Raw genomic sequence first — 26,077 nt, forward strand, 5'->3', positions numbered from 1 at the left:
GGTCCGGACCATTGTCACGGCTACCTGACGGTCCTACGCTCGCACGGTCCTAATCATGAACAGTGTTCACGTATCTGAACATCCTGTCTGAAGAGACGATCGGAGTGCTCGATGAGTGGAAGATCCCGTGCGGCCGTCGTCCTGGCGGCACTCGCGGCCGTCGCGGCCGTGCTCGTCCCCTCCGCCCACGCGACCACGAGGACGGACCGGGTGCCCGACACCGCCGTCCTCGACGGCGCCCGCCTCCAGCGCACCAGGGCGGAACTCGGCCACGGCGACCCGCGACTGCGCCGCGCCGTCCAGGACCTGACCGCACGCGCCGACGCCTGGCTGGACCAGGGCCCCTGGACGGTCGTCGACAAACCGAAGCCCGCCCCCGGCGGTGACGTCCACGACTACCTGAGCCAGGCGCCCTACTGGTGGCCCACCACCACGCCCACCGCCGACAACCCCTGGGGCTGCCCCTACGTGCAGCGCGACGGCCAGCGCAATCCCGAGGTCGACAGCGGCACCGACCGCCAGGACGTCGAGAAGGTCTTCGACTCGACGTACGACCTCTCCCTGGCCTGGTTCTACACGGGCAGGCGGGCGTACGCCGAGAAGGCCGGGCAGGTGCTGCGCACCTGGTTCCTGGACCCGGCGACCCGGATGAACCCGAACCTGAACCACGCCCAGTTCATCCCGTGCAAGTACGACGGCCGGTCGATCGGCATCATCGACTTCTCCCAGTCGTACACGAGTGTGGTCGACGCGCTCGCGATCCTCGGCACCGGAGCGCCCGGCTGGAGCGCCGCGGACCGGTCCGGCATGCGGATCTGGAACACGGACTTCCGGGACTGGCTGGAGAACAGCGCCTTCGGCAAGGAGGAGGGCGCCGCCGCCAACAACCACGGCACCTTCTACGACATGCAGCTCGCCGCCCTCGCCTACGCGACCGGCGACAAGGCGCTGGCGCGGAAGACGGTGCTGGACGCGCGGGCGAAGCGGATCGACCCGCAGATCGCGGGCGACGGCAGCCAGCCGCAGGAACTCGCCCGCACCCGCAGCTGGCACTACTCGGCCTTCGACCTGGTCGCCTACACCCGGCTCGCTGCCATCGGCCGGCATGTCGGGGTGGACCTGTGGGCCTACCGGGGGCCCGACGGGCAGGGCCTGTCCAAGGCCGTCGACTATCTGCTGCCCGCCGCGACGGGCGCCGCCGCCTGGCCCTACCCGGAGCTGGAGTTCCACCGCTACGCCGCGACCGACGTCGTCCACGCGGCGGCCGACGCGGGCGACCGGGCGGCGCAGCAGGCGGTCCGGCGGCTGGAGGCACCCCCCGGTGGCGACCTCTGGGCCCTGCGGCCCGCCGCCGAGCAGCTGGACTCGATCGCGGGCTGAGAGCCCCGTCCCGGCCGGGGCTCCTGAGCACGCGCTTAGGATGGAGTGTCCCCACCACTTCGTCACCCGTGCTCAGGAGCCCCACCCGTGACCGCCGAAGCCCCGACCGCCCCCGCCCTGTCCTACGGCCGGCTGATTCCCGTCACCGTCCACTTCGACGACCTGGACGCGCTCGGACTGCTCCACAACGCCCGCTACCCGGTGATGGTCGAGCGGGCCTGGGCGGAGCTGTGGCAGGAGCACGGCTTCGCCTTCGAGGGCGACTGGGCGGCGGCCGAGGACGCCTGCAACGCGGTCAAGGAACTCCGCATCGGCTACGAGGCGCCGGTCACCCGCCCCGGCGTCTACGCCGTCCACCTCTGGCTGGAACGGCTCGGCACCACGGGCCTGACCTACGGCTTCCGGTTCTGCTCGGCGGACGGCGCGGTCACCTATGCCCAGGGCACCCGGGTCCTGGTCCGGCTGGACGCCGGCACGCTGCGCCCGGCTCCCTGGAGCGAGCGGTTCAGGGCCGCGGGCCGGGAACTGCTTCGACCCGGGAGCTGACCTCCGCCCGGACCGCGCGTTCCCCGGACCTCAGCACGCCCGCGCACGCCACCAGGCCGAAGGCCAGCGCCGTGACGAGGCCGAACGACACCACCAGACTGGTCGCCTGCGCCACCCCGCCGATCAGGCTCGGGGCGACCAGCCCCGAGGTGTAGGTGATCGTCGCGACGCCCGCGATGGCCTGGCTGGGATTCGGTCCCGCGTGCCCGGCCGCCGCGAAGCACAGCGGGACGACCACCGCGATGCCGAGGCCCATCAGCGCGAACCCCGTCATCGCCACCGCCGGATGCCCCGCGAGGACGATCAGCAGCCCGCCGAGCACGGCCAGCACCCCGCCGCCGCGCACGGTACGCACCGCGCCGTAGCGGTTCACCACCGCGTCCCCGCTGATCCGGGCGATCGCCATGGTCAGCATGAACCCGGTGGTGGTGGCCGCCGCCAGCCCGGCCGAACTCTCCATCCGGTTCTTCAGGAACACCGCCGACCAGTCCAGGCTCGCCCCCTCGGCGAACACGGCGCAGAAGCCCACCGCGCCGATCAGCAGGGCCGAACGGGGCGGCAGCGCGAACCGCGGCGGCGGCTCCTCGTCCGCCTCCGGCCTGAGGTCCGGGACCCAGCCGGCGGCCAGGATCCCGAGCAGGGTCAGGGTGGCCGCCGCCAGCGCGAAGTGCAGCCGGGCGTCCGAGCCCAGGTGTGCGGCGAGGGTGCCGGCCGCCGAACCGATCAGGGCGCCCGCGCTCCACATGCCGTGCAGCCCCGACATGATCGACTTCCGGAGCCGCCGCTCCACCTCCACGCCGAGCGCGTTCATCGCGACGTCGGCCATGCCCGCGCTCGCGCCGTAGACGAACATGGCCAGGCAGAGCGTGTACACGTTCGGCGCGAGGGCCGGCAGTACCAGGGCCAGCGTCCACATCGCGATCAGACCGCGCATCGCGGTACGGCTGCCGAAGCGGTGGCTGATCCGGCCCGCCAGCGGCATCGAGCACGAGGCGCCGAACGCCCCGAAGGCGAGCGCGAAGCCGAGCTGTCCCGCGCCGAGCGAGGCGTGGTCCTGGATCCACGGCACCCGGGTCGCGAACGAGCCGGTGACGGCACCGTGCACGGTGAAGACGGCCGCGACGGCGTAACGCGAGCGCCTCACCCCGCCCTGCCCGTGGTCCACGTCTTTCATGGTCCCGCCCTCCCCGGCCGGTTGCCGCCCCGCTGTCCGCCGTAAACTATCAGGGACCCTGCCTGATAGATAGGGAGCGAAGTGGCCGTCCCGGGCCGCGCGTTCTGGGAGGATGCCCGTCATGCCCGCATCACCTAGTACCGCCCGGGCCATCAACGACCGGCTCGCCCTGGGTCTGCTCCAGCAGGAAGGTCCGCTGACGGCAGGCCAGTTGAAACAGCTGACCGGGCTGTCCCGGCCGACCGTCGCCGACCTGGTCGAACGGCTCAGCGCGTCCGGCCTGATCAGGGTGGTCGGCGAGTCGGGGGAGCAGCGCCGCGGGCCGAACGCCCGGCTGTACGGGATCGCCGCCGACCGCGCGTGTCTGGCCGCCCTCGACGTGCGCACCGACAGCGTCTCGGTCCTCGTCTCCGACCTGGTGGGACGGGTGCTGGCGGAGGGGGCGGTGCCGGTCGGCCCGGAGACGGGGACCACGGCCGCCGTCGAGCAGGCGGTGGGGCTTGTGGAGCGGGCGGTGAAGGAGGCGGAGGCCACCGGAGGGGGGCGGCTGCACACCGTCGGCATCGGGGCGCCCGGGCTCGTCGATCCGGCGACCGGCGAACTGCGCGACTCCGCGGGGCTGCCCGCCTGGCACCGCCGCCTGGTCGCCGTCCTCCAGGAGCGCTTTCCCGAGGCCCGGGTCAGCGTCGAGAACGAGACCAACCTGGCGGCCCTCGCCGAGCAAGGGGAGGGCGTGGCACGCGACCGGGACACCTTCGTCCTGCTCTGGCTGGGCGACAGCCCCGGCGCCGCCGTCGTCCTGGACGGCAGCCTGCGCCGGGGCGCCTCCGGCGGCACCGGCGAGATCGGCTTCCTGCCGGTCCCGGGGACCCCGGCGCTCCCGTCGGCGACGGACTGCTCCGGCGGCTACCACTCCCTGGTCGGAGCGGCGGCGATCAGGGAACTCGCCGAACAGTGCGGCATGACGTCGACCGAGACCGCGGCACACGCCGTGGAACTGGCCGCCCGAACAACGCCCGCCGACCCCGACGCTCCGGCCCCCGACAACCGCCAGGTCAGCCCACAGGGCCCCCACGCCGACGCCGACGCATCGGCGCCCCTCGGGGGCGCGGGGAACGGCGCGACCGGCCACGACGCGCCGGCGCCTGACAACTGCCTGGTCGGCCCGCGGGGTTCCCGTACCGGCGCCGACGCATCAGCGCCCCTCGGGGGCGCGGGGAACGGCGCGACCGGCCACGACGCGCCCGCGCCCGGGCACCGGGCCGATCCGGGCCCGCTCGTGGCGCGCTCCCGGTTTCTCGATGTGCTCGCCGATCGGATCGCCGTGGGTGTGGCCGCCGTCGTCGCCGTCCTAGACCCCGGCTGCGTGGTGCTCGGCGGAGAGGTCGGCCCGGCCGGCGGCGCGGCGCTCGCCGCCCGCGTCGAGGACCGGCTGCGCCGGATGTCCCCGATGGCCACGGAGGTGCGGGCGAGCACCCTCGGCGGCGCGGCCGTCCTGCGCGGCGCCCTGCTGACCGCCCGGGAGCGCGCCCAGGACGACCTGTTCGCGCCCCCCGATCGCTGACCCGGCCCCGCGCGCCCTCAGCGCCGGGCGAGGAAGTCCTCGAACGTGCCCTTCCCGACCGCCCGTTCCGGCGCCAGATGACCGCCCTCCCGAAAGGCCCGGTACACCCCGCCGAACAGCGGCACCCCGACCAGCGCCCGGCGCCGCCCGCCCGCCTCCAGGTACGCCCGCGCCAGCGACTCCAGCGGCCGCACCTCGGGCCCGCCCATGTCGGCCACCCGCCCCGCCGGCCCCGCACCGGCCAACTCCGCGAGCCGGTCGGCGACTTCGCCCACCTCTATCGGCTGGTCGGCCACCCCGCGCGGCACCGGCAGCACGGGCGCCTTCGCAAGCCCCTCGAACAGCGTCACCAGCAGATCGTGGAACTGCGTCGTACGCAGCACGGTCCAGCCCAGCCCCGACTCCTCGACCAGCCGTTCCACCGCGAGCTTCGCCCGGTAGTAGCCGAGCGGCACCCGGTCCACGCCCACGATCGAGATGTACAGGAGATGGCCCACCCCGGCCCGCCGCGCCGCCGCGATCAGGTTCGCCGCCGCCCGCTCGTCACCTCCCCTGGGGGTGCTCGCGCAGTGCACGACCGTCTCCACGCCGGTCAGCGCGGCCTCCAGACCGGCCCCACCCGTGCGCAGGTCCACGGCGTAGGGGGCGGCGTGCCGGCTGAGCACCCGCACCTCGTGGCCGTCCGCCCGCAGCCGCCCGACGACGAGCCTGCCCAGCGTTCCGGTCCCGCCGGTCACCAGGGTCGTGGTCATGTCGTTCCGTCCCTCCGGACACCGGGCGCTCCCGGCCGGAACGCCCCTCCGGCGAGTACGACCCCGCGGGCGCCGGGAAATGTGACATCGGCGCGACCCGGCGGCGGGCAAGGGCCGTCGTCACCGCCGCCGGGCCGACCGCACCCTAAAAGGACTAGACCAGCTGGGTCAATAGAGGTGAATCGAAGTCAAGAGCGCGGACCCGCACGGCCGTTGGGCACATGGCGCCCCTGGTGAGAAGTCCAGCGGCATCCGCTGTGAGGCAGCCCACACGGTTCCCCTGTATGGACCACCATCGGGCGTGGCACACTGGCGGTGTACCAGAAGCAGCGCACTCCGGGGTCGGTGAAACTCCGAACCGGCGGTTACAGTCCGCGACCCGTCCGCTTCCAGCGGCCGGTTGACCAGGTGAAATTCCTGGACCGACGGTTAAAGTCCGGATGGGAGGCAGTGCGCGGCGGGCGAGCATGTACGTGTGCGCGCCGCCGTATCTGGTCTCGTCCGATGCAGGGCGGGACCTCTTCGGCGTCGCCCCGGTCTGCTCACCCGTACATTCTGTCGTCCTTCGACAGGCCCCGGAGTCCGCGCCCCGTTGAGGCAGGAGGACCCGGGAAGTGTTCACCGGAATCGTCGAAGAGCTGGGTGAGATCACCGCCGTCGAGAACCTCGGCGACGCCTCCCGTTTCCGGCTCCGTGGCCCCGTGGTGACCAAGGGCGCACAGCACGGCGACTCCATCGCCGTGAACGGGGTCTGTCTGACCGTCGTGGAGCACGAGGGCGACGAGTTCACCGCCGACGTCATGGCGGAGACCCTCCAGCGTTCCTCCCTCGGCGCCCTCGGCGTCGGCTCCCGCGTCAACCTGGAGCGTCCCACCGCCGTCGGCTCCCGCCTCGGCGGCCACATCGTGCAGGGCCACGTCGACGGCACCGGCGAGGTGCTGGCGCGCACCCCCTCGGAGAACTGGGAGATCGTCAAGATCTCGCTCCCGGCCCACCTCAGCCGGTACGTCGTGGAGAAGGGCTCCATCACGGTCGACGGCATCAGCCTCACCGTCGTGGAGGCGGGCCAGGACCACTTCACCGTCAGCCTCATCCCCACCACCCTCGACCTGACCACGCTCGGCCACAAGCAGCCCGGCGACCCGGTCAACCTCGAGGTCGACGTGGTCGCCAAGTACGTCGAGCGGCTGCTTGCGAACACGCGGGGAGCGGGCAAGTGAACTGGCTGAACTCCGAGGCCTTCACCCTCCTCCACCAGCGCATCATCTGGTCGGACATGATCGGGAACATCCTGGGCCTGATCACCCTCGCCCTCGGCTGGCGACGCTCCCTGCTGACCTGGCCGGTGCAGTTCCTCTCCGGCCTGGTCCTGTTCATCGCCTTCTACGGCCACCTGGCCGGCAGCGCGGGCAAGCAGGTCGTCGTCATGGTGGTCGCCCTGTACGGCTGGTGGCAGTGGAACCGGAACAAGGGCCAGTCCGGCGACGGTCACATCGTCCCCCGCTTCGCCACCTGGCGTGAGCGCGGCGCGATGCTCGCCGCCGCGGCCGCCGGCACGGTCGCCGTCGCCCTGCTCTTCGAGGCCTTCCCGTCCCTGTCCTGGGACCCCTGGCCGGACGCCTACATCTTCGTCGGCACCATCGTCGCGATGTACGCCCAGGCCCGCGGCATGGTCGAGTTCTGGATCGCCTGGCTCCTGGTCGACGTGGTCGGCGTCCCCCTCAACTTCGCCAACGGCTACGCCTTCTCCGGCTTCGTCTACGTCATCTACGGCGCGCTCGTCCTGTGGGGCATGCGCGACTGGTGGCTGCGCTCCCGCCAGGGTTCGCGGCCCGCTCTGGAAGGAGCACCCGCATGACCGCGGCACCCGTTCTCCACCACACCCACGACATCGAGGGACTCACCCTCGACCCGGTCGAGCAGGCCATCGCCGACATCGCCGCAGGACGGCCGGTCGTGGTGGTCGACGACGAGGACCGCGAGAACGAGGGCGACCTCGTCATCGCAGCCGAGAAGGCCACCCCCGAGATCATCGCCTTCATGATGAGCGAGTGCCGCGGCCTGATCTGCGCTCCCATGGAGGGCGACGAACTCGACCGGCTCCGGCTGCCGCAGATGGTCGAGGACAACACCGAGTCCATGAAGACCGCGTTCACCGTCTCCGTGGACGCGTCCGCCGCGCACGGCGTCACCACCGGCATCTCGGCCGCCGACCGCGCCACCACCCTCCAGCTGCTGGCGAGCGGCCAGGCCGAGCCCACCGACCTCGTCCGCCCCGGCCACGTCTTCCCGCTGCGCGCCCGCCCCGGCGGCGTCCTCGCCCGCAACGGCCACACCGAGGCCGCCGTCGACCTCGCCCGCCTCGCGGGCCTGCGTCCCGCCGGTGCCATCGTGGAGATCGCCGGCGAGGACGGCCGGATGCTCCGCCTCCCCGAGCTGGTCCCGTTCGCCCGCAAGCACGGCCTGACGATCATCTCCATCGCCGACCTGATCACCTACCGCCGGTCCGCCGAACCGGCCGTGCGCCGCGAGGCCGAGGTCAAGCTGCCCACCCGGCACGGCACCTTCACTGCGTACGGCTACCGCTCCACCGCCGACGGCGTCGAGCACGTCGCCCTCGTGCACGGGGAGATCGGCGACGGCGAGGACGTCCTGGTCCGCGTCCACTCCGAGTGCCTCACCGGCGACGTCTTCGGCTCCGCCCGCTGCGACTGCGGCCCCCAGCTCGACGAGGCGCTCGGCCGGATCCAGGCGGAGGGCCGGGGGATCGTCGTCTACCTGCGCGGACACGAGGGCCGCGGCATCGGGCTGCTGTCCAAGCTGCGCGCCTACGAACTCCAGGAGCGCGGCCGCGACACCCTCGACGCCAACCTCGAACTCGGTCTGCCCGCCGACGCCCGCGACTACCGCGCGGGCGCCCGGATCCTGGCCGACCTCGGCGTCCGCAGCGTCCGCCTGATGACCAACAACCCCGACAAGAGCGACGCGCTGCTCAGCCACGGTCTGAGGATCAGCGGGCGCGAGCCGATGCCCGTGCAGGCGGGCGAGCACAACCTCCGCTACCTGCGCACCAAGCGGGACCGGATGGGCCACGACCTGCCCTGGCTGGACACGGCGGCCGTGGCCACCTGCGCGAACCAGTAGAGAAACAGCACTGAGGAGAGACGTACGTGAGCGGCAAGGGTGCACCGGAGTTGTCCGTACGCAATGTCAGCGACCTGCGGGTCGCCGTCATCGCGGCCCAGTGGCACGAGAAGGTGATGGACGGACTGGTGGACGGCGCCCTGCGCGCCCTGCGCGAGCTGGGGATCGACGAGCCCACCCTGCTCCGGGTCCCCGGCACCTGGGAGCTCTCGGTCGCCGCGAAGGTCCTCGCCGGCCGCGGCTACGACGCGGTGGTCGCCCTCGGCGTCGTCATCCGCGGCGGCACCCCGCACTTCGAGTACGTGTGCCAGGGCGTCACCCAGGGCCTCACCCAGGTCTCCGTCGACACCGGCGTCCCCGTCGGCTTCGGCGTCCTCACCTGCGACGACGAGGAGCAGGCCCTGGACCGCGCGGGCCTGCCCGGCTCGAACGAGGACAAGGGCCACGAGGCGGTGACCGCGGCGGTGGCGACCGCGGCCACCCTCCGCTCAGTATCCGAACCCTGGCACTGAGCGAGGCGGCGTTTGGCGTAGTCTGGCGCTCACCATGTCCAACAAGACTTTCGAGGAGCTCTTCACCGAGCTCCAGCACAAGGCCGCCCACGGCGACCCCGCCACGTCCCGCACCGCCGAGCTGGTCGGCAAGGGCGTCCATGCCATCGGCAAGAAGGTCGTCGAGGAGGCCGCCGAGGTCTGGATGGCCGCCGAGTACGAGGGCAAGGAAGCGGCCGCCGAGGAGATCTCGCAGCTGCTCTACCACGTCCAGGTGATGATGGTCGCCCGCGGGATCTCGCTGGACGACGTCTACGCCCACCTGTAGAACCCCGCTCAGACACCCCCTATCAGCCCTCTTTCGAAGCGAAGGAAGCCGACCTCATGCTGCGCATCGCCGTCCCCAACAAGGGTTCCCTCTCAGGCCCTGCGGCGGACATGCTGCATGAGGCCGGCTACCGGCAGCGCCGGGAGTCCAAGGAACTCCGCACCGTCGACCCGGTCAACGACGTGGAATTCTTCTACCTGCGCCCCCGCGACATCGCGATCTACGTCTCCTCCGGACGCCTCGACATCGGCATCACCGGCCGCGACCTGCTGGTGGACTCCGGCGCCGACGCCGAGGAGATCCTCCCGCTCGGCTTCGCCCGCTCCACCTTCCGCTTCGCCTCCAAGCCGGGCGCCGCGAACACCCTGGCGGACCTCAAGGGCAAGACGGTCGCCACCTCCTACGAGGGGATCGTCGCCAAACACCTCGCCGACAGCGGCGTCGAAGCCTCCGTCGTCCACCTCGACGGCGCCGTGGAGACCGCCGTCGAGCTGGGCGTCGCCGAGGTCATCGCCGACGTCGTCGAGACCGGCACCAGCCTGCGCAACGCGGGCCTGGAGGTCTTCGGCGAGCCGATCATGAAGTCCGAGGCGATCGTGGTCCGCCGTACCGGCGCCGACGCCGAGGAACCCAAGGTCCAGCAGTTCCTGCGCCGCCTCCAGGGCGTCCTGGTCGCCCGGACGTACGTGATGATGGACTATGACTGCCGGGTCGAGCAGCTGGAGAAGGCCGTCGCCCTCACCCCGGGCCTGGAGTCGCCGACCGTCTCCCCGCTGCACAACGAGGGCTGGGTCGCCGTCCGCGCCATGGTCCCCGCCAAGGACGCCCAGCGGATCATGGACGACCTGTACGACCTCGGCGCCCGCGCCATCCTGACCACGGCCATCCACGCCTGCCGCCTCTGAGGGGCCGCGAGAGATGTCCGAGCCGCCCACCCTGCCCGTCACCTTCCGGCCGGGCCACACCCGCGCGATCCTGCTCACAGCGGGTGCCGCGATCTTCGTCACCATCTCCGGCGTCGCGCTGCTCCTGGAGCAGCTCGGCCCGGGGGAGAAGCTCAGTTTCGTCCTCACCGGCGCCCTGATCTTCTGGGTGCTGGCGCGGCTGGCCCGCGTGAAGGTCGTCGCCGAGGAGTCCGGCGTCACCGTCGTCAACATCGCCGGCGAGCGGCACCTGGAATGGGCGGAGATCCTCCAGGTGAACCTCCGCCCGGGTGACCCGTGGGTGTTCCTCGACCTCAGCGACGGCACCAGCCTGCCCGCGCTCGGCATCCAGCCGGGCATCGCCAGGCAGCGCGCGATCGCCGACGCCAGGGCCCTGCGAGCGCTCGCCGAGGCCCGCGCGATCCACGACCCCGAGCAGCATCAGGGCTGAGATCACGCAACTTCGGGGGCTCCTCGGGGCCGTCGACCCTGCCGCAACGGCCCCGGTCTTGATTAATCTGTTGGCGGAGGCTTTTCACGTCCCGCCTCCACCCCTGTGGCGCGCCCCGCGCACAGGGGTTCCTGCTACCCGAGGAGTGACCCTCTCCGGCGATGGACGGATCGTCCTGTAGTACCTGCGCCGCCCCCTCCCGACATACCGCGGACCGCTCCGGCCCCGTCCGCGACGAAGCGGAGGCGGCGGCACCATGACCACCCCCCTGCTGCTCCTGGCAGCCGCGTTCCTGCTCATCCTGGCCAACGGCTTCTTCGTGGCCGCCGAGTTCGGACTGGTCACCGTCGAGCGCCCGGAGGCCGAGAAGGCCGCCGCAGACGGCGACAAGCGTGCCCGTACGGTCGTCGAATCGCTGAAGGAGCTGTCCTTCCAGCTGTCCGGCACCCAGCTCGGCATCACCATCACCTCCCTGGTCGTCGGCATGCTCGCCGAACCGGCGCTGGCCGCGCTGCTGCGCGGCCCGTTCACCGCGATCGGCCTCCCCGAGGGCGCCGTCTCCGGTATCGCCGTGGTCGTCGGCATGCTGCTGGCCTCGGCCATCCAGATGGTGATCGGCGAACTCGTGCCCAAGAACTGGGCGGTCTCCAAGCCCCTCCAGGTCGCGCGCTTCGTCGCCGGCCCCCAGGCCCGCTTCTCCCGGCTCCTGCGCCCGGTCATCGCCGCGCTGAACACGGTCGCCAACCGGCTCGTGCGCGCGCTGGGCGTCGAACCGGCCGAGGAGCTGGCGTCCGCCCGCACCCCCGGCGAGCTGGTCTCCCTGGCCCGGCACTCGGCTCAGGCCGGCGCCCTGGAGCAGGACACGGCCGACCTGTTCGTCCGCACCCTGTCCCTGGGCGAGCTGACCGCCCAGCACGTCATGACCCCCCGGGTGAAGGTCAGCGCCCTCCAGGACTCGGCGACCGCCGAGGACGTCGTCAACCTCACCCGGGCCACCGGCCTGTCCCGCTTCCCCGTCTATCGGGAGAAGATCGACGAGATCGTCGGCATGGCCCACCTCAAGGACGCACTGGCGGTGCCCGTGCACGAACGGCTGCACACCCCCGTGGGCCGCATCGCCCGCCAGGCGCTGCTGGTCCCCGAGACCCTGCCGGTCCAGCCCCTGCTGGCACGGCTGCGCAGCGAACAGCCCATCGCGGTCGTCGTCGACGAGTACGGCGGCACGGCCGGCGTGGTCACCCTGGAGGACATCGTCGAGGAACTCGTCGGCGAGGTCCGCGACGAGCACGACAGCCCGGACGCGCCGGAGCTCTCCGCCGCCCCCTCCCAGGACGGCAAGCCGGCCTGGGACGTCGACGGCAGCGTCCGCGTGGACATCCTCCAGCGGATAGGCCTGGACGTGCCGGAAGGCCCGTACGAGACGGTCGCCGGCCTGGTCGCCGACCTGCTCGGCCGCATCCCGGCGCCCGGCGACCGCGCGGAACTGCCCGGCTGGCGGCTGTCGGTCCGCCGGGTCGGCCACTACCGGGCCGAACGCGTCCGCCTGGTCCGGGTCGCCCCAGCCGTCGCGGAGGCCGCCCGATGAGCGTCCTCCAACTGGTTTTCGCCGGGCTGCTGGTCCTGGCCAACGGCTTCTTCGTGGGCGCGGAGTTCGCGCTGGTCTCGGTCCGCCGCAGCCAGATCGAACCGCTCGGCACCGCGCGGGCCCGCCAGGTGCTGTACGGCCTGGAACGCCTGCCGCAGATGATGGCCGCGGCCCAGTTCGGCATCACGGTCTGCTCGCTGACCCTGGGCGCGGTGGCCGAACCGACGGTGGCGCATCTGCTGGAACCGTTGTTCGAGGCGATCCACCTGCCCGAGGGCGTGATCCACCCCCTCGGCTACGTGATCGCGCTGGCCGGTGTCGTCTTCTTCCACCTGGTCATCGGTGAGATGGTGCCGAAGAACCTGGCGATGGCGGCGCCGGAGAAGGCGGCGCTCTGGCTGAGTCCCGGCCTGGTGGCCTTCGCCCGGGTGTGCCGGCCGATCACGGTCGCGCTCGGTGCCTGCGCCCAGGGCATCCTCAAGCTCTTCCGGGTGGAGCCGAAGGACGAGGTCGAGGCCGTCGTCACCAGCGAGCAGCTGAACCGGCTCCTGGAGGACTCCGGCCAGGCGGGGCTCCTCGACCCCGAGGAGCGGGAGCGCCTGGAGGACGCGCTGGAACTGGGCTCCCGCCCGGTGACGGACGTCCTCCTGCGACGCGAGTCCCTGATCACGGTCCCGCCGTCGGTCACCCCGGGCCAGATCGTCGAGCTCACCGCCCGCACCGGGTACTCCCGCTTCCCGGTGGCGGCCGAGTCCGGCGCCTTCATGGGCTACGTGCACGTGAAGGACGTCCTGGACCTGGAGGACTCGGAGCGGGCGGTGCCGCAGCAGATATGGCGGCCGATGACGACCCTGCGGGCGGAGCTGCCACTCGACGACGCCCTCACGGTGATGCGTCGGGCCGCCACCCACCTGGCCCAGGTGGCCGACGCGAAGGGCAGGGTGCTCGGCCTGGCGGCGCTCGAGGACGTCCTGGAGCTGCTGGTCGGCGAGGTCCGCGATCCGGCACACCGGAACCAGCCGACGCCCCCGAGGACACCGGAACCGAGGGTGAGCGGAGAGCCGGAGGAAGTGCCGGTGGGCTGAGCGGCGCCGGAAGCAGGCGGCCGTGGGTGGCGTCGAGGGGAGTCGAGGGGAGCTGCGGGCCGGTGGAGGCCGGTCGCGCGGTTCCCCCCCCGCCCATGACGGGGCGCTGCGGTGGCGTCAGCTACATCCCGGCCGCCGGGTCCTGCGGCCCACGCCCCGACAGCACCTCCCCGTACGCCTGCATCAGGTCCGGCAGCCGCAGCGTCGCCAGGTCGTCCCGCGTCAGCACGCCCGGGTAGGCCGACAGCCGCAGATCCCGGTACGCGCAGCTCTTCTCGTACAGCGTGCGCAGGAACCGGCCGTTGCCCAGTTCGTCGATCCAGCCCTGGGCGACCACGTGCCCGGCGATGGAGCGCAGCTCCTCCAGGGCCTCCTCGTCCCACGCGTCGCCGTTCTCGGCGGCCAGCACCTCCCCGATGGAGGTCAGCTCCGGCGGACGGTAGGACGGGAAGTCGACGCGGGTGGTGAAGCGGGAGGAGAGCCCGGGGTTGGCGGCCAGCAGGCGGTCCATGCCCTCCGGGTAGCCCGCCAGGATCACCACCAGGTGGTCGCGGTTGTCCTCGGCCCGCTTCAGCAGCACCTGGAGCGCCTCGTCGCCGTACGCGTCGCCCTTGCCGTACCCGGAGTTGGACAGGGAGTAGGCCTCGTCGACGAAGAGCACACCGCCGATCGCGGAGTCGATCAGTTCGTTGGCCTTGACCGCGGTCTGGCCGAGGTACTCGCCCACGAGATCGGCCCGCTGGGCCTCCACCAGGTGGTCCCCGCCCAGCAGCCCCAGCGCGTAGAACACCCGGCCGAGGATCCTGGCGACGGTGGTCTTCCCGGTGCCGGACGGCCCGGAGAAGACGAAGTGGCGTTTCGGCGGTTGGACCGGCAACCCCTGCCCGGCTCGCAACCGGGCCATGTTCAACTGCGCGGACAACGCCTTGACCTGCCGCTTCACGGGCTCCAGCCCGACCATGCGCTCCAGTTCGGCGAGCGCCTCCTCGAGTAACGCGGGATCGGTCGGGCCGGCCGGCAGCGGTGGCGCCGCCACCGTCTTCTCGCGCACCGCCGGGTCGATCACCGACGGCATCGCGCCGGCCGGTGGCTCCGCATCCCCGAACCGCAGGTCGCGCCCCTCCGTGCCGAACAGCGGGTCGAGCAGGTCGGGGCCGTCCACCACGTCCTGCCCGGCGCCGGCGAGGGTGATCGCCGCGAGGTCGGCGGTGTCGTCGTACCCGTCGCCCTCGGCGATGGCGGCCAGCCGGGCGGAGGTGTCCATGAACGCGGGGTCGACCCGGTGCACGGCCCGGTACAGGGGGAGCGCGGCGGCGCTGCGGCCGGTGCCCTCGTGCGCCCGCGCCAGCCAGTAGCGCAGCTCCTTGCGCTGCGGCTGCTCGCTGCGGCACCGCATCAGCGCCGCGGAGAGCAGGGGTTCGGCCTGTCCGTACATCTCGAGACGGACGCGGGCCATGCCGCCGAAGAGGCCCGCCTCGATGCCGAGCAGGGGGTCGTCGAGGAGCGGGTCGGTGTGCCGTACCAGCTGTTCCCAGTCCTTGACCAGATAGGCCCGGCAGGAGTGCAGGAAACGGACGTGGGGGTCGGTGTCGACGGGCGGCAGTCCGGCGAGGGCCCGGTCGAGTTCCGGGACGTGCCTGCCGTCCAGCCAGTGGGAGGCGTGGGCGAGCAGCAGATCGCGAGGGCTCTCCAGGACCGGCTGCACCCACCAGCCGAGCCAGTACCAGGAGTTGAGCGTACGGCGGTGGCGGCCGCGCTGTTCGCCGAACCGGTCCCGGTGCCGGAACATCCGCAGCAGCGCGGTGGTCGTGTCGACCCGCAGCGCGTGCAGTCCGAGCCAGGCGTCGGCCATCCCGGGATCCATCCGCACCGCGGTGCGGAACTCCTCCTCGGCCTGCGGATAGGCGCCCATCGTGTAGGCGTCCACGCCTCGCAGCCAGGCGAGGTCGGCCGGGGCCTCGGGGCCCTGCGTGCCGAATTCCATCACGTCCCCCACAAGCCGTGCCCCCGGGCTCCCCCCGATGGCCGCCGTTGGTCGAACCGCTGTGCCGCGGACCGGAGTTGCAGGTGCGCGAGGCAGCCGTTCGAAGGTCGCACCGAGGGCATCGTACCTGCGGTTCCGGTGCCCGCCGAAGGGTGCCGCACAGGCCGTTCGGCGAGGTGGGAGCAGACGGGGCGGGCACCGGTCGGTGACCCAGGGTGAGCGCGAGGGCGCGCGCGGCGCACGCAAAAGGGGCAAAGGGCAGAACGAAGCCCCCGATCACGGGGGAACAACCGGGGGCTTCGCGTCTGCGGGGCGGCCCGAGAGGGCCGCTCCTTGAGAACGTAAGACCTGTACGACCCTTGGGTCAAGCGGAGTTGAGGTACTCGGGCAACTTCTTCGGGGCGGGTCTTCACAAGTTCAGCACACCGCCGACGGCCCGTCACGGTGGGTGACACCGTGGTCCGGTCCAACGGTCTTCCCGGGCCCCGGCAGCACCTCGTACCCCTGCTGTGACTGTGCCACCAGAAGGTCGGCGTACGGTCTGGACGGGTCCTCGGTGAAGTGTTCGCGTTCCTCCTCGACCCACCGGACCCAGAAGTCAAGTTGTTCCGCGCCGTCCCGTGCCCTGCCCCGGGTCCAGGACTCCTCGTGGGGCAGCTCCATCCACAGCAGCCGCGCCAGATGGGGGCGCAGGGCCCGGCGGCCGGCGCCGACCCCCTCGACGAGGACCACGGGGGCGGGCGGCAGCGGGCGGGAGGGGCCGAAGCGACGGGCCCGCCAGTCGTAGGGGGAGTACCGCGCCGTCTCGCCGCGGCCGAGCGGCTCGATCACCTGGGTCAGCAGGCGGCCGGTCCAGTCGAACAGCTCCTCGTGGCTGGCGATGTCGTCGAGGTGCAGCACCGGCGCCCCGCCCAGCGCGCCGGCCAGGCGCCCGGCGAACGTGGTCTTTCCCGAGCCGGCGTGCCCGTCGACGGCGACGAGCCGGACCGGACCGCAGGAAGGGGGCAGGTTCCGGAGCGCGGAGGCGAGGTGGCGAATGACGGTTCCCGAGGTGTGCCGTGGTGTGGGGTGTTTTCCGGAAACAGTCTAGTAGTCCGGCGCATAGCGGGCGTTTGTGCCCCCGGGAAGTCGCGGGTTGAACTAATTCCGGGTCGGTCTCCGGCAAGGCCCGCCAATATTTCCGACCGGCTGACCGATATGTCGAATTCGGACGTTCCCGCCCTCCCCGGCCGTGAGTAAGGTGCCTTCAGCGTGCACGCGTCGAACGGGGACGGACAGGGGAAGATGGCCGCGGAGTTATTCGAGGGGCAGTACGTATGGCATCCGGCGGCCGATGACCGCTTCCTCGCGAGTGTATGCGTGGACGTACGCGCCGGACGATATCTGAGCGCGCGCGAGGCGCTGGCCGAGACGCGTTCCGACTTCGCCCTGCGTGCCCACCGCTCCCTGGTCCTGGCCTCCGAGGCGGCCGGCACCGACCTGGTGGAACGCTGGCTCGCCGAGGAACCGGGCCCCGAGTCCGCGCTGATGTGGGCCCGCGTCGCGGTGCAGCGTGCCATCCGGGCGGCCGACGCCCAGGACGAGCGGGCCGAGGCGCTGGAGCGGATCGCCCTCACCGCCTGCGAGCGCGCCGCCGCCATGAACCCCGCCGACCCCACGCCCTGGGCCGCCAAGCTGGCCATGGCCCGGCTGCACCGCCCGCACGACGCCGCCCCCGGCGGCCTGCTGACCTCGCCGCCGGGGCCCTGGCGGCTGTTCGCGCACACCCTCAGCCTCGACCCCTGGCACCGCGAGGCGCACCACCGCTTCCTGTCCTTCTTCTTCACCCGGCACGGCGGCTCGGTGACCGCGGCCTGGGACGTCGCCGCCTTCCTCGGCCAGCGGGCCCCCGCCGACTCGGCGCTACGGCTGCTGCCCCTGGTCGCGCTGGTGGAGAGCCACAACCCCACCCAGCTGCTCGCCGAACGGGTCTGGGAGCAGCCCCAGTGGCGCGCCACGGCGCTGGCGATCTACCACCACTGGCTGCCCGCTGTGGCCGGCTACCGCTTCACCCCCGTGCTCGATCTGGCCTACCTCGCGCACGCGCTGGTCATGGCCCAGCGCGAGTTCGAGGCCCGGGCGGTCTTCACGGCCATGGGGCCGTACGCCTCCCGGATGCCGTGGAGCGTCTTCGGCGAGCCCGCCGAGCAGCTCTCCCGGGCCCGCCGCGCCTGCGGCCTGTCCGTCCCCTCCTAGTTCCTGCTGCTCCCTCCCGGTCCTCCTGTTCCCCCCTGGTCCCTCCTGGTTCCTCCTGGCGAAAGGTCGGCAAGTGTCAGAACGCACAGCGGATCCGATCGTGCTCGACGACGACGCGACCCTGCACGCGATGGGCTATCCGCGGAAACTCACCCGCCGATTCAAGGCGTTCGACAATTTCGCGATCTCCTTCACCATCATCAATATCCTTTCGGGAATCTTCTCCTCCTTCGGGTTCGGTATGAATGCGGGCGGTCCCCGCATTCTCGTGTTCGGCTGGATCGGTGTCTGCGTGCTGGTGCTGTGCATCGGCGCCGCCATGGCGGAGGTCGCCTCCGCCTATCCGACGAGCGGCGCGCTGTATTTCTCCGCCGGCAAACTCGCCAAACGGCACAAGGGTGCCTGGTCCTGGTACACGGGCTGGCTCAACTTCGTGGGCCAGATCGGCGGTACGGCCGCCACCGGATACGCGGCGGCCACCTTCGTCCAGGCCTTCGTCGCCCTCCAGTGGACCTCGTACACGCCGACCGCCCACCAGACGGTGCTGATCACAGCCCTGATCATCGTGCTCCAGGGACTCGCCAACACCTACACCGTCCAACTCGTGGCCGTGCTGAACCGGATCTCCGTGTGGTGGCTGCTGGTCGGACTCGTGGTGATCGTGAGCACACTGACCGTGCTGCCCGACCATCACCGGTCGGCGTCCTTCGTGACGCATTTCGTGAACAACACCGGCTTCACCAACGGCCTTTACGGCGGCATGCTCGGTCTGCTGGTCACCAGCTGGACCTTCACCGGCTTCGACGGCAGCTTCCACATGTCCGAGGAAACGGTCCAGGCCACCGTCAACGCCCCCAAGGGCATCATCCGTTCCATCGGCTATTCGGCGATCGCCGGTCTGGTCCTGATGCTGGCCCTCGTCTACAGCATCGGCGACTACGCCAAGGTGGCGAGCTCCTCCGCGCCGCCCGTCCAGATCCTCATCGACGGGCTCGGCATGGGCTGGGCCAAGGCGATGCTGCTCGTCGTCATCGGCGCCATGCTCTTCTGCGGCCTCGCCAACCTCACCAGCAACACCCGGCAGATCTTCGCCTTCTCCCGGGACGGTGCCATGCCCGGCTCCCGGCACTGGCACTCTGTCTCACCCCGCACCCGGACCCCCGTCAAGGCCGTATGGCTCGCGGTGGCCTGCTCGCTCGCGCTGGTGGTGCCGGGCTGGTGGTCGCACACGGCGTTCACCGCGATCGTCAGCGTCAACGTCGTCGGCCTGTTCCTCGCCTACGCCGTGCCGGTGTTCCTGCGGCTGCGCCTCGGTGCCGAGTTCCAGCCGGGGCCCTGGAACCTGGGCCGCTGGAGCAAGCCGGTCGGCTGGCTCGCGGTGGTCTGGATCCTGCTCAGCAGCGTCCTGTTCATGCTGCCGCAGGCCTCGCCCGTCACGGTCGACTCCTTCAACTACGCGCCGATCGCACTCGCCGTCGTCCTGGTCGTGGCCACGGCCTGGTGGTTCGCCACCGCCCGCCGCCGCTTCCAGGGCCCGGTCAGCTACGGCGGCCCCGACGAGGTCGCCGCGATGGACCTCGTCTGACCCCGGGCCGCCTTTCAGTGGACAGGACCAATATCGGTGGGCGTGGCACGCGCGGAAGTGCTGGTGGAGGCAGGGTGCCTGTTCCATAGTGGGCGCACGGTCCCGCATCCCGACCAGCCGCGACGCGCACCCCTGGGGGTCTTCCACCCATGAGCAGAGCCGAACAGCCGTCCCGCAGAACCGTGCTGGCCGCCGCCGTCCGCGTCGCCGCGGCCGCCGTGGCCCAGGGGGCGGTCGCCGCCGTCCCCGCGGCCGCGGCACCGGAGACGGACGCCGAGGCCGGGGCGGCCGGCCGGACCGCGAGCGCCCTGGTCGACCACTGCTCCTGGACCACCTACGACGACTGGCGCAGCGGCACCGCCAGGGGGACCGAGGCCGTCGCAGGTGACCGCCCCGGCGTGGTCGTCGCCACCCCGGCCGGGACCACCACCTACACCGATCCCCACACCGGCAGGACCGCCGACTGGGAGTACGCCACCTGGACCGGCCCGGTGCACCGGCTCGCCGTCCCCGCCACGGAGGCCGTCGCCTCCTGGAACGCGGACACCCCGGCCGGCACCTGGATCCAGGTCGAACTGCACGGCACCTACTCCGACGGCACCGACACCCCCTGGTACGTGATGGGCCGCTGGGCCGCCGGCGACCAGGACATCAAGCGGACCTCGGTCGACGGCCAGGGCGATGGCAGGAGCAGCATCTCGACGGACACCTTCGCCGTCGGCGACCCCGCCGACGGGCTGCGTCTCGCGTCGTACCAGCTGCGCCTGACCCTCTACCGCCGGCCAGGTACCGGCCTGACCCCGACGGTGTGGCGGATCGGCGCCATGGGCTCCGACGTCCCGGACCGCTTCACCGTCCCGGCCTCCACGCCCGGCCTCGCCCGGGAACTGCAGGTCCCGCGATACTCCCAGGAGATCCACAAGGGCCAGTACCCGGAGTACGACAACGGCGGCGAGGCCTGGTGCAGCCCCACCTCCTCGCAGATGATCGTCGAGTACTGGGGCGGCCGGCCCACCCCCGCGCAGCTGGCCTGGGTCGACCCGTCCTATGCCGACCCGCAGGTCTGCCAGGCGGCCCGCTCCACCTACGACTACCAGTACGGAGGCTGCGGCAACTGGCCGTTCAACGCGGCCTACGCGGCCACGTACAAGGACCTCCAGGGCGTGGTGACGCGGCTCGGTTCGCTGACCGACCTGGAGACCCTGATCGCGGCCGGCATCCCGGCCATGACCTCGCAGTCGTTCCTGGCGAGCGAGCTGACGGGCGCCGGGTACGGCACCTCGGGGCACCTGATGACGGTGATCGGCTTCACCGCGGACGGCGACGTGATCGCCAACGACCCGTGCTCGCCCGCCGACGACGCGGTCCGGCGGGTGTACCGGCGGCGGGAGTTCGAGAACATCTGGCTGCGCACCAGGCGCTACAACGCCGACGGCAAGGTGACCTCCGGCACCGGTGGGATCTGCTACCTGTACTTCCCGGCCTTCCCGACGCCGGACCAGACCGCGGCGCTCGCGGCGGTCGGGGTGCGCTGACCTGGGCTCCTGTGACCAAGCTCTCCGTCGCAAATGCCGTGAGCGGTGGCATGGTGGACATCATGACCACGCACTCCGCCACCGCTGTCCGCGCCCGTACCGGCGGCCCGAAGGACGACGGCCCCGGCGTCCTGGAACACGTCATGGGCTGGACCCTGGTCGTGGTCGTCGCCATGCTGGTCACTCAACTCGGGTTGCTGTGACCTGACGTGCGACCCGAGCTGACATACTGCGGATGTCCCGCAGCCCGTTGAGACCAGGGTCGAAATTGAATATCAGTCAACAGCGTGCCGCCGCCCGCCCGCGGGCGCGCGGCACCGAGCGCTCGGTGGCCCGTCGCGCCGAACTCATCGCCATCGGGCGGAAGTTGTTCGCCGACACCTCGTACGACGCGCTCTCCATGGACGACATCGCCAAGCAGGCGCATGTCGCCAAAGGGCTGATCTACTACTACTTCCAGTCCAAGCGCGGTTACTACCTGGCGATCATCCAGGACTCGGTCGCCGACCTGGTCACGTACGCCGCGAGCGGTCTGGAACTGCCCCAGGTGGACCGCGTCCACCGCACCATCGACAGCTATCTGCGCTACGCCGAGCACCACCAGGCCGCGTACCGCACGATCGTCAGCGGTGGGGTCGGTTTCGACACCGAGGTGCACGCCATCCGGGACGGAGTGCGCGAGGCGATCGTCGCGACCATCGCCGAGGGCGCCTACGGCCGTACCGACATCGCCCCACCGGCCCGGATGGGCCTGCTCTCCTGGCTGTGCAGCGTGGAGGGCGCCACCCTCGCGTGGATCGACCGTCCCGAACTCTCCCGCGACACCATGTGCGCCCTGCTGGTCAAGACCCTCGGCGGCACCCTGCGCGCCATCGAGGAACTCGACCCGTCCTACCCCGCCCCGCCCCCGGCCCGCCGGGACACGTGACGTGCGCGGGGCGGAGGTCTCGTGGCACCCCCGCCCCGCGCCCCCCGTGGCGGGGGCTAGTGGATGGCCCTGATCAGCTCACCGTTCGCGGTGTCGCCGCTCAGCTCCCAGAAGAAGGTGCCGCCCAGGCCCTGCTGGTTCTTGTAGGCCATCTTGGTCCCGATGGTCGCCGGGGTGTCGTAACTCCACCAGTCGCTGCCGCACTTGGCGTACGCCGTGCCGGCCACCGTCCCGGTCGCCGGGCACGTGACCTTGAGAACCTTGTAGTCGTCGATGCCCTGCTCGTAGGTACCCGCCGCCGGTCCGGTCGCCGTGCCGCCGGGGGCCGCCTGGGTGACACCGGTCCAGCCGCGGCCGTAGAAGCCGATGCCGAGCAGCAGTTTGGCCGCCGGAATGCCGAGGCCCCTGAGCTTGGTGATGGTCGCCGAGGTGTAGTAGTTCGCCGTCGGAATCCCGGAGTAGGAGGTCAGCGGCGAGTGCGGGGCCGTCGGGCCGGTCGGGGCCCAGGCGCCGAAGTAGTCGTAGGTCATCGGGTTGTACCAGTCGACGTACTGCGCCGCCCCGGCGTAGTCGGCCGCGTCGATCTTGCCGCCGCCGGTGGCGTCGGCCGTGATCGCCGCCGTGACGAGCGAGCCGCTCCCGAACTTCGAGCGCAGCGCCGCCATCACCTTCCTGAAGGCGTCCCGGCCGCTGGTGTCACAGGTGTTGCCGCAGGCGTTCGGGTACTCCCAGTCGATGTCGATGCCGTCGAAGACGCCCGCCCACTTGGAGTTCTTCACCAGGTCGTAGCAGGACTGCGCGAAGGCGGCGGGGTTCTTGGCGGCCTCGCCGAACCCGCTGGACCAGGTCCAGCCGCCGAAGGACCACAGGATCCTGAGGTTCGGGTGCTTCTTCTTCAGCTTCAGCAGCTGGTTGAAGTTGCCGCGCAGCGGCTGGTCCCAGGTGTCCGCGACGCCGTCCACTGACTCGGCGGCGGTGTAGGCGCGGTCGGTCGCCGCGTACGCGTCGCCCATCGCGCACTTGCCGCCGGTCACGTTGCCGAAGGCGTAGTTGATGTGGGTGAGCTTCGCGGCCGAGCCGGAGGTCTCGACGTTCTTGACCAGGTAGTTGCGCTGGTAGGTGCCCCATTCCGTGAAGTAGCCGACGATCCTGGAGCCGGCCTTCACCTGGGAAGCGGGCGGGGCGGCCGCCGAGGCGGTGCCGGCACCGGCCAGCAGCCCGGCGCCGAGGACGGCGCAACAGGCCGCGGACAGCAGCGCCCGGAAACGGGAGCGGTGGGAGAGGTGCATCGGGTGTCTCCTCCTGGGGGAGAGGGGAACGCGCGCCGATTGGCATGAACGCGGTAAAGCGTTGGTCATGAACCCTAGGAGGACTAGACCACGCGGGTCAATGGTTCGGACCAATTCCGGTGCGCCCGCATGTTGGCCTGTAATTCCAGAAGTAAGCGGTCGTTAACTGGTGACGGAAGGTCCCCGATCGGGCATACTCACTGCGCAGCCGCAGGTCAGCAGCTTCCGAGACCCGGAAGTGCGCACCGCGGCCGCACCCGAACGACAGGCGGAGCCGCCCCCACCCGTGGGCGCGACCGCCGGTGCCCGACAGGGAGGAGACCGACGCCATGTCCGACCGTGACCCGCAGCCGGTGGAGCGTCAACTGCCCACGGAAGAGGCGAGAGACCTGCTCTCGCTGGTCCGGGACATCGCCCGGCAGGAGATCGCGCCCCGGGCGGCCGAGGAGGAGGACGCCGGACGCTTCCCGCGGGAGGTCTTCACCCTGCTCTCCGCGTCAGGCCTGCTCGGCCTGCCGTACGACGCCGAGTACGGCGGCGGCGACCAGCCCTACGAGGTCTACCTCCAGGTCCTGGAGGAGCTGGCCGCGGCCCGCCTCACCGTCGGCCTCGGGGTCAGCGTGCACACCCTCGCGAGCTACCCGCTCGCCGCCTACGGCAGCAAGGAGCAGCAGGTCGAGCACCTGCCCGCGATCCTCGGCGGCGGCCTGCTCGGCGCCTACTGCCTCTCCGAACCCGCCTCCGGCTCGGACGCGGCCTCCCTGCGCACCAGGGCCGTCCGCGACGGCGACTCCTGGGTGATCAACGGCACCAAGGCCTGGATCACGCACGGCGGCATCGCCGACTTCTACACGGTGATGGCCCGCACCGGCGGCGAGGGCTCGCACGGCATCACCGCCTTCCTGGTCCCCGGCGACGCCCCGGGCCTGTCCGGCGCGGCGCCGGAGAAGAAGATGGGCATGAAGGGCTCACCGACCGCCCAGGTCCACCTCGACGACGTCCGGGTCCCCGACGAGCGCCGCCTCGGTGAGGAGGGCCAGGGCTTCGCCATCGCCCTGTCCGCGCTGGACTCGGGCCGGCTCGGCATCGCGGCCTGCGCGATCGGTCTGGCCCAGGCCGCCCTCGACGAGGCGGTCGCCTATGCCACCGGACGGCGGCAGTTCGGGCACCCCATCTCCGACTTCCAGGGCCTGCGCTTCATGATCGCCGACATGGCCACCCAGATCGAGGCCGGGCGCGCCCTCTACCTCGCGGCGGCCCGGCTGCGCGACGCCGGCCGCCCGTTCGCCCGGCAGGCCGCCATGGCCAAGCTGCACTGCACCGACACGGCGATGAAGGTCACCACGGACGCCGTCCAGATACTCGGCGGCTACGGCTACACCGCGGACTTCCCGGTCGAACGCTATATGCGCGAGGCCAAGGTCCTGCAGATCGTCGAGGGGACCAACCAGATCCAGCGGATGGTCATCGCCCGTCATGTGGCAGGGCCGGAAAGTCGCTGAACTGCCCGCGTGCGACCGTCGGCGCCGCCAGCCTGACCCACTCCGGGTCGTGGCGGCCCGGCAGGGCGCGGCCCCGGTCGGCCCAGATCCGCATCAACTCGCGGTAGATCGGCGGGTCCTGCGGCGTGGGCGGCGGAAGCGACGAGGCGGGCGGGGGGACGAAGATCCGGCGCTGACGGCCGAGAGCGGAGTACGTGGTCGTCATGCCCGGCCAACGCGGCGCCGGCCGCCCAGGTCACCGGTCCCCCCATTCGCGCGTGAGTTCACGGGCGTCCGGTCGCGGATCCGGGCGCACCGATCCCGCACCACGGCAGCCTGCGTGCCATGGTGCAGGGGCGACTGCTGGAGTGCGGTGCGCCGACTCAGGCGGCCTGACGGCCGAGGACACGGCCGCCGAAGCGCATCGCCGGTACGCGCATCGGGCGTGAGCCCGGGCCGCCGACGTGCGAGAAGGGCTGCGTCCGCCAGTCCAGACCCTGGGGCAGGGTGAGCAGGAGGGCGGTGTCCTGCTCCTGCGGCTCGGCCGACTCGTCCGCGGACGGGGCGTCGGCGGCCGCGCGGCCCGTACCGGGGCAGACCGTGAGGCCGAACGGGTTCCACGGCGACGCGCACAGCGCGTGCTCGGGAAGGAACTCCTCGTCCGCCAGCAGGGCGATGGGCTGCGCACAGTCCGGGCAGACCACCCGGAACATCTCGAAGGTGTCGTAGGCGTCCAGTTCCTCGGCCTCGTAGAGGTCGGGTTCGACGCCCTCCGGCTCGGGCTCGACGACCAACTGCGGGCGCTTGGGCGCGGGACGACCAGGGCGCTTAAGACTCTGCATGGGTACTCCCCCTCGGGCTGGGCCGTGACGGCACTGCGGCCTCGACCACAGCAAGCACTTCCCGTCCGGTCTGGGCGGTAATCACGAGACCATCACGGAGCCCGCCCGAGAGCTGTGTCCTTCGTCACATGCCATGCGCAGCTGCCCGCTGCGGTGGCTTTGTCCCCCCGCGTACGCCGCGGCGCACTCCCGTGACCTCGCGAACCGGCCATGACCTGCGTCGCCGAGGTATCCCAGGAGATCAGGCGCACGGTAGCTTTTGCGCCATGGAGGAGCTGGACCGTCACATCGTGCAGCTGCTCGTCAAGGACGGGCGGATGAGCTACACGGACCTGGGCAAGGCCACGGGTCTTTCCACGTCGGCCGTGCACCAGCGGGTGCGCCGGCTGGAACAGCGCGGCGTCATCCGCGGTTATGCCGCGGTCGTCGACCCCGAGGCCGTCGGGCTGCCCATGACGGCGTTCATCTCGGTGAAACCGTTCGACCCGAGCGCCCCCGACGACATCGCGGACCGGCTGGCCGGGGTCCCCGAGATCGAGGCCTGCCACAGCGTGGCCGGGGACGAGAACTACATCCTCAAGGTACGCGTCGCCACGCCCCACGAGCTGGAGGAGCTGCTGGCGCGGCTGCGCAGCCTGGCGGGGGTGTCCACGCGGACGACGGTGGTGCTGTCGACGCCCTATGAGGCCCGTCCGCCGAGGATCTGAGCGGTGCGCGCACGTTCACGCGGCCCCTCGTGACCGTGTGACCGGCGTGAGGGGCGAGACTGTTCCCC

Annotated in this window: 26 protein-coding genes and 1 riboswitch; of the genes, 19 read left to right on the plus strand and 7 right to left on the minus strand. The window is 71.8% G+C overall.

The genetic code is table 11. The features are described 5' to 3' along the window. Positions 1-111 precede the first annotated feature (111 nt). Together AB0G52_RS33565 and AB0G52_RS33570 are read left to right on the plus strand one after the other, a co-directional pair. Positions 112-1,380 carry an alginate lyase family protein gene (locus AB0G52_RS33565; protein WP_132894139.1) on the plus strand — a complete coding sequence of 423 codons (1,269 nt, stop codon included), beginning with the start codon at positions 112-114 and terminating at the stop codon, positions 1,378-1,380. Between the two features lie 87 nt (positions 1,381-1,467). Continuing rightward, positions 1,468-1,926: a thioesterase family protein gene (locus AB0G52_RS33570; protein WP_132894141.1), complete on the plus strand. Its 459-nt coding sequence runs from the start codon at positions 1,468-1,470 to the stop codon at positions 1,924-1,926. Here AB0G52_RS33570 and AB0G52_RS33575 read toward each other — a convergent pair. Then, positions 1,886-3,100, minus strand: coding sequence for an MFS transporter (locus AB0G52_RS33575; protein WP_132894143.1), 1,215 nt, complete (start codon positions 3,098-3,100; stop codon positions 1,886-1,888). The two genes, AB0G52_RS33570 and AB0G52_RS33575, sit on opposite strands and share 41 nt — an antisense overlap. 121 nt (positions 3,101-3,221) lie before the next feature. Here AB0G52_RS33575 and AB0G52_RS33580 point away from each other — a divergent pair, with 121 nt between their 5' ends. After that, positions 3,222-4,664, plus strand: coding sequence for an ROK family transcriptional regulator (locus tag AB0G52_RS33580; RefSeq protein WP_361341737.1), 1,443 nt, complete (start codon positions 3,222-3,224; stop codon positions 4,662-4,664). A 17-nt stretch (positions 4,665-4,681) separates the two neighbouring features. Here AB0G52_RS33580 and AB0G52_RS33585 read toward each other — a convergent pair whose 3' ends face one another. Further along, positions 4,682-5,416, minus strand: a complete 735-nt coding sequence (locus AB0G52_RS33585; protein ID WP_361341740.1) for an SDR family oxidoreductase — start codon at positions 5,414-5,416, stop codon at positions 4,682-4,684. A gap of 327 nt (positions 5,417-5,743) precedes the next feature. Further along, positions 5,744-5,874, plus strand: a riboswitch (FMN riboswitch). A gap of 156 nt (positions 5,875-6,030) precedes the next feature. Here AB0G52_RS33585 and AB0G52_RS33590 point away from each other — a divergent pair. From AB0G52_RS33590 to AB0G52_RS33630, 9 genes are all read left to right on the plus strand, one after another. Then, complete coding sequence (locus AB0G52_RS33590; RefSeq protein WP_361341743.1) at positions 6,031-6,636, plus strand: riboflavin synthase; 606 nt, start codon at positions 6,031-6,033, stop codon at positions 6,634-6,636. Then, positions 6,633-7,274, plus strand: coding sequence for a nicotinamide riboside transporter PnuC (gene pnuC / locus AB0G52_RS33595; RefSeq protein WP_132894147.1), 642 nt, complete (start codon positions 6,633-6,635; stop codon positions 7,272-7,274). The genes AB0G52_RS33590 and pnuC overlap by 4 nt, the downstream gene beginning before the upstream one ends. After that, a complete protein-coding gene (locus AB0G52_RS33600; RefSeq protein ID WP_132894148.1) occupies positions 7,271-8,560 on the plus strand; it encodes a bifunctional 3,4-dihydroxy-2-butanone-4-phosphate synthase/GTP cyclohydrolase II in 1,290 nt (429 codons plus the stop codon). Before pnuC ends, AB0G52_RS33600 begins: the two co-directional genes overlap by 4 nt. Before the next feature lie 26 nt (positions 8,561-8,586). Beyond that, positions 8,587-9,072: a 6,7-dimethyl-8-ribityllumazine synthase gene (ribH, locus tag AB0G52_RS33605; protein ID WP_132894150.1), complete on the plus strand. Its 486-nt coding sequence runs from the start codon at positions 8,587-8,589 to the stop codon at positions 9,070-9,072. Positions 9,073-9,106: 34 nt separating this feature from the next. Further along, positions 9,107-9,379: a phosphoribosyl-ATP diphosphatase gene (locus AB0G52_RS33610; RefSeq protein WP_030946750.1), complete on the plus strand. Its 273-nt coding sequence runs from the start codon at positions 9,107-9,109 to the stop codon at positions 9,377-9,379. Positions 9,380-9,435: 56 nt separating this feature from the next. Beyond that, on the plus strand, positions 9,436-10,284 hold the full coding sequence (gene hisG, locus AB0G52_RS33615; protein WP_132894152.1) for an ATP phosphoribosyltransferase: 849 nt from the start codon (positions 9,436-9,438) through the stop codon (positions 10,282-10,284). Between the two features lie 13 nt (positions 10,285-10,297). Then, positions 10,298-10,753: a PH domain-containing protein gene (locus AB0G52_RS33620; protein WP_132894154.1), complete on the plus strand. Its 456-nt coding sequence runs from the start codon at positions 10,298-10,300 to the stop codon at positions 10,751-10,753. A 256-nt stretch (positions 10,754-11,009) separates the two neighbouring features. Next, positions 11,010-12,338, plus strand: a complete 1,329-nt coding sequence (locus AB0G52_RS33625; protein ID WP_132894156.1) for a hemolysin family protein — start codon at positions 11,010-11,012, stop codon at positions 12,336-12,338. Then, a complete protein-coding gene (locus AB0G52_RS33630) occupies positions 12,335-13,423 on the plus strand; it encodes a hemolysin family protein (protein WP_132894158.1) in 1,089 nt (362 codons plus the stop codon). Before AB0G52_RS33625 ends, AB0G52_RS33630 begins: the two co-directional genes overlap by 4 nt. A 121-nt stretch (positions 13,424-13,544) precedes the next feature. On the opposite strand, the gene AB0G52_RS33635 is transcribed toward AB0G52_RS33630, so the two are convergent. Next, complete coding sequence (locus AB0G52_RS33635) at positions 13,545-15,407, minus strand: AAA family ATPase (RefSeq protein ID WP_132894160.1); 1,863 nt, start codon at positions 15,405-15,407, stop codon at positions 13,545-13,547. Positions 15,408-15,824: 417 nt separating this feature from the next. Next, positions 15,825-16,445, minus strand: coding sequence for a hypothetical protein (locus AB0G52_RS33640; protein ID WP_361341823.1), 621 nt, complete (start codon positions 16,443-16,445; stop codon positions 15,825-15,827). A 246-nt stretch (positions 16,446-16,691) separates the two neighbouring features. On the opposite strand from AB0G52_RS33640, the gene AB0G52_RS33645 reads away from it, so the two are divergent. From AB0G52_RS33645 to AB0G52_RS33665, 5 genes are all read left to right on the plus strand, one after another. Beyond that, the gene (locus AB0G52_RS33645; RefSeq protein WP_361341826.1) at positions 16,692-17,642 is read left to right on the plus strand and encodes a hypothetical protein; all 951 of its coding nucleotides are present in this window, start codon (positions 16,692-16,694) and stop codon (positions 17,640-17,642) included. A gap of 130 nt (positions 17,643-17,772) precedes the next feature. Next, positions 17,773-19,227 (plus strand): amino acid permease, encoded by a 1,455-nt coding sequence (locus AB0G52_RS33650; protein WP_361341829.1) that lies wholly within the window; start codon positions 17,773-17,775, stop codon positions 19,225-19,227. Positions 19,228-19,376: 149 nt separating this feature from the next. After that, positions 19,377-20,762, plus strand: a complete 1,386-nt coding sequence (locus tag AB0G52_RS33655; protein ID WP_361341751.1) for a peptidase C39 family protein — start codon at positions 19,377-19,379, stop codon at positions 20,760-20,762. Between the two features lie 62 nt (positions 20,763-20,824). Further along, complete coding sequence (locus tag AB0G52_RS33660; protein ID WP_361341753.1) at positions 20,825-20,965, plus strand: SCO1431 family membrane protein; 141 nt, start codon at positions 20,825-20,827, stop codon at positions 20,963-20,965. A 65-nt stretch (positions 20,966-21,030) separates the two neighbouring features. After that, a complete protein-coding gene (locus tag AB0G52_RS33665) occupies positions 21,031-21,690 on the plus strand; it encodes a TetR/AcrR family transcriptional regulator (RefSeq protein ID WP_132894168.1) in 660 nt (219 codons plus the stop codon). Between the two features lie 56 nt (positions 21,691-21,746). Here AB0G52_RS33665 and AB0G52_RS33670 read toward each other — a convergent pair whose 3' ends face one another. Next, the gene (locus AB0G52_RS33670) at positions 21,747-22,979 is read right to left on the minus strand and encodes a glycoside hydrolase family 18 protein (protein ID WP_361341755.1); all 1,233 of its coding nucleotides are present in this window, start codon (positions 22,977-22,979) and stop codon (positions 21,747-21,749) included. A 329-nt stretch (positions 22,980-23,308) separates the two neighbouring features. Between AB0G52_RS33670 and AB0G52_RS33675 the strand changes: the two genes are divergently transcribed. After that, on the plus strand, positions 23,309-24,481 hold the full coding sequence (locus AB0G52_RS33675) for an acyl-CoA dehydrogenase (protein WP_132894172.1): 1,173 nt from the start codon (positions 23,309-23,311) through the stop codon (positions 24,479-24,481). Here AB0G52_RS33675 and AB0G52_RS33680 read toward each other — a convergent pair. Both AB0G52_RS33680 and AB0G52_RS33685 read right to left on the minus strand, forming a co-directional pair. Beyond that, positions 24,444-24,686, minus strand: coding sequence for a hypothetical protein (locus AB0G52_RS33680; RefSeq protein ID WP_165939559.1), 243 nt, complete (start codon positions 24,684-24,686; stop codon positions 24,444-24,446). The two genes, AB0G52_RS33675 and AB0G52_RS33680, sit on opposite strands and share 38 nt — an antisense overlap. A gap of 157 nt (positions 24,687-24,843) precedes the next feature. After that, on the minus strand, positions 24,844-25,302 hold the full coding sequence (locus tag AB0G52_RS33685) for a hypothetical protein (protein WP_132894174.1): 459 nt from the start codon (positions 25,300-25,302) through the stop codon (positions 24,844-24,846). A 266-nt stretch (positions 25,303-25,568) separates the two neighbouring features. On the opposite strand from AB0G52_RS33685, the gene AB0G52_RS33690 reads away from it, so the two are divergent. Next, positions 25,569-26,009: an Lrp/AsnC family transcriptional regulator gene (locus AB0G52_RS33690; RefSeq protein WP_132894176.1), complete on the plus strand. Its 441-nt coding sequence runs from the start codon at positions 25,569-25,571 to the stop codon at positions 26,007-26,009. Positions 26,010-26,077 lie beyond the last annotated feature (68 nt).

The sequence above is a fragment of the Streptomyces sp. NPDC021562 genome, from assembly GCF_040640875.1.
In the GTDB taxonomy this organism is placed as follows: Bacteria; Actinomycetota; Actinomycetes; order Streptomycetales; family Streptomycetaceae; genus Streptomyces.

Bases quoted from the DNA above. Each gene is read 5' to 3' on its own strand.
- AB0G52_RS33565 (WP_132894139.1), top strand. From the start codon at position 112: ATGAGTGGAAGATCCCGTGCGGCCGTCGTCCTGGCGGCACTCGCGGCC.
- AB0G52_RS33575 (WP_132894143.1), bottom strand. From the start codon at position 3,100: ATGAAAGACGTGGACCACGGGCAGGGCGGGGTGAGGCGCTCGCGTTAC.
- AB0G52_RS33580 (WP_361341737.1), top strand. From the start codon at position 3,222: ATGCCCGCATCACCTAGTACCGCCCGGGCCATCAACGACCGGCTCGCC.
- AB0G52_RS33585 (WP_361341740.1), bottom strand. From the start codon at position 5,416: ATGACCACGACCCTGGTGACCGGCGGGACCGGAACGCTGGGCAGGCTC.
- AB0G52_RS33600 (WP_132894148.1), top strand. From the start codon at position 7,271: ATGACCGCGGCACCCGTTCTCCACCACACCCACGACATCGAGGGACTC.
- AB0G52_RS33610 (WP_030946750.1), top strand. From the start codon at position 9,107: ATGTCCAACAAGACTTTCGAGGAGCTCTTCACCGAGCTCCAGCACAAG.
- hisG (WP_132894152.1), top strand. From the start codon at position 9,436: ATGCTGCGCATCGCCGTCCCCAACAAGGGTTCCCTCTCAGGCCCTGCG.
- AB0G52_RS33620 (WP_132894154.1), top strand. From the start codon at position 10,298: ATGTCCGAGCCGCCCACCCTGCCCGTCACCTTCCGGCCGGGCCACACC.
- AB0G52_RS33625 (WP_132894156.1), top strand. From the start codon at position 11,010: ATGACCACCCCCCTGCTGCTCCTGGCAGCCGCGTTCCTGCTCATCCTG.
- AB0G52_RS33630 (WP_132894158.1), top strand. From the start codon at position 12,335: ATGAGCGTCCTCCAACTGGTTTTCGCCGGGCTGCTGGTCCTGGCCAAC.
- AB0G52_RS33635 (WP_132894160.1), bottom strand. From the start codon at position 15,407: ATGGAATTCGGCACGCAGGGCCCCGAGGCCCCGGCCGACCTCGCCTGG.
- AB0G52_RS33645 (WP_361341826.1), top strand. From the start codon at position 16,692: ATGGCCGCGGAGTTATTCGAGGGGCAGTACGTATGGCATCCGGCGGCC.
- AB0G52_RS33650 (WP_361341829.1), top strand. From the start codon at position 17,773: ATGGGCTATCCGCGGAAACTCACCCGCCGATTCAAGGCGTTCGACAAT.
- AB0G52_RS33655 (WP_361341751.1), top strand. From the start codon at position 19,377: ATGAGCAGAGCCGAACAGCCGTCCCGCAGAACCGTGCTGGCCGCCGCC.
- AB0G52_RS33660 (WP_361341753.1), top strand. From the start codon at position 20,825: ATGACCACGCACTCCGCCACCGCTGTCCGCGCCCGTACCGGCGGCCCG.
- AB0G52_RS33670 (WP_361341755.1), bottom strand. From the start codon at position 22,979: ATGCACCTCTCCCACCGCTCCCGTTTCCGGGCGCTGCTGTCCGCGGCC.
- AB0G52_RS33675 (WP_132894172.1), top strand. From the start codon at position 23,309: ATGTCCGACCGTGACCCGCAGCCGGTGGAGCGTCAACTGCCCACGGAA.
- AB0G52_RS33680 (WP_165939559.1), bottom strand. From the start codon at position 24,686: ATGACGACCACGTACTCCGCTCTCGGCCGTCAGCGCCGGATCTTCGTC.
- AB0G52_RS33685 (WP_132894174.1), bottom strand. From the start codon at position 25,302: ATGCAGAGTCTTAAGCGCCCTGGTCGTCCCGCGCCCAAGCGCCCGCAG.
- AB0G52_RS33690 (WP_132894176.1), top strand. From the start codon at position 25,569: ATGGAGGAGCTGGACCGTCACATCGTGCAGCTGCTCGTCAAGGACGGG.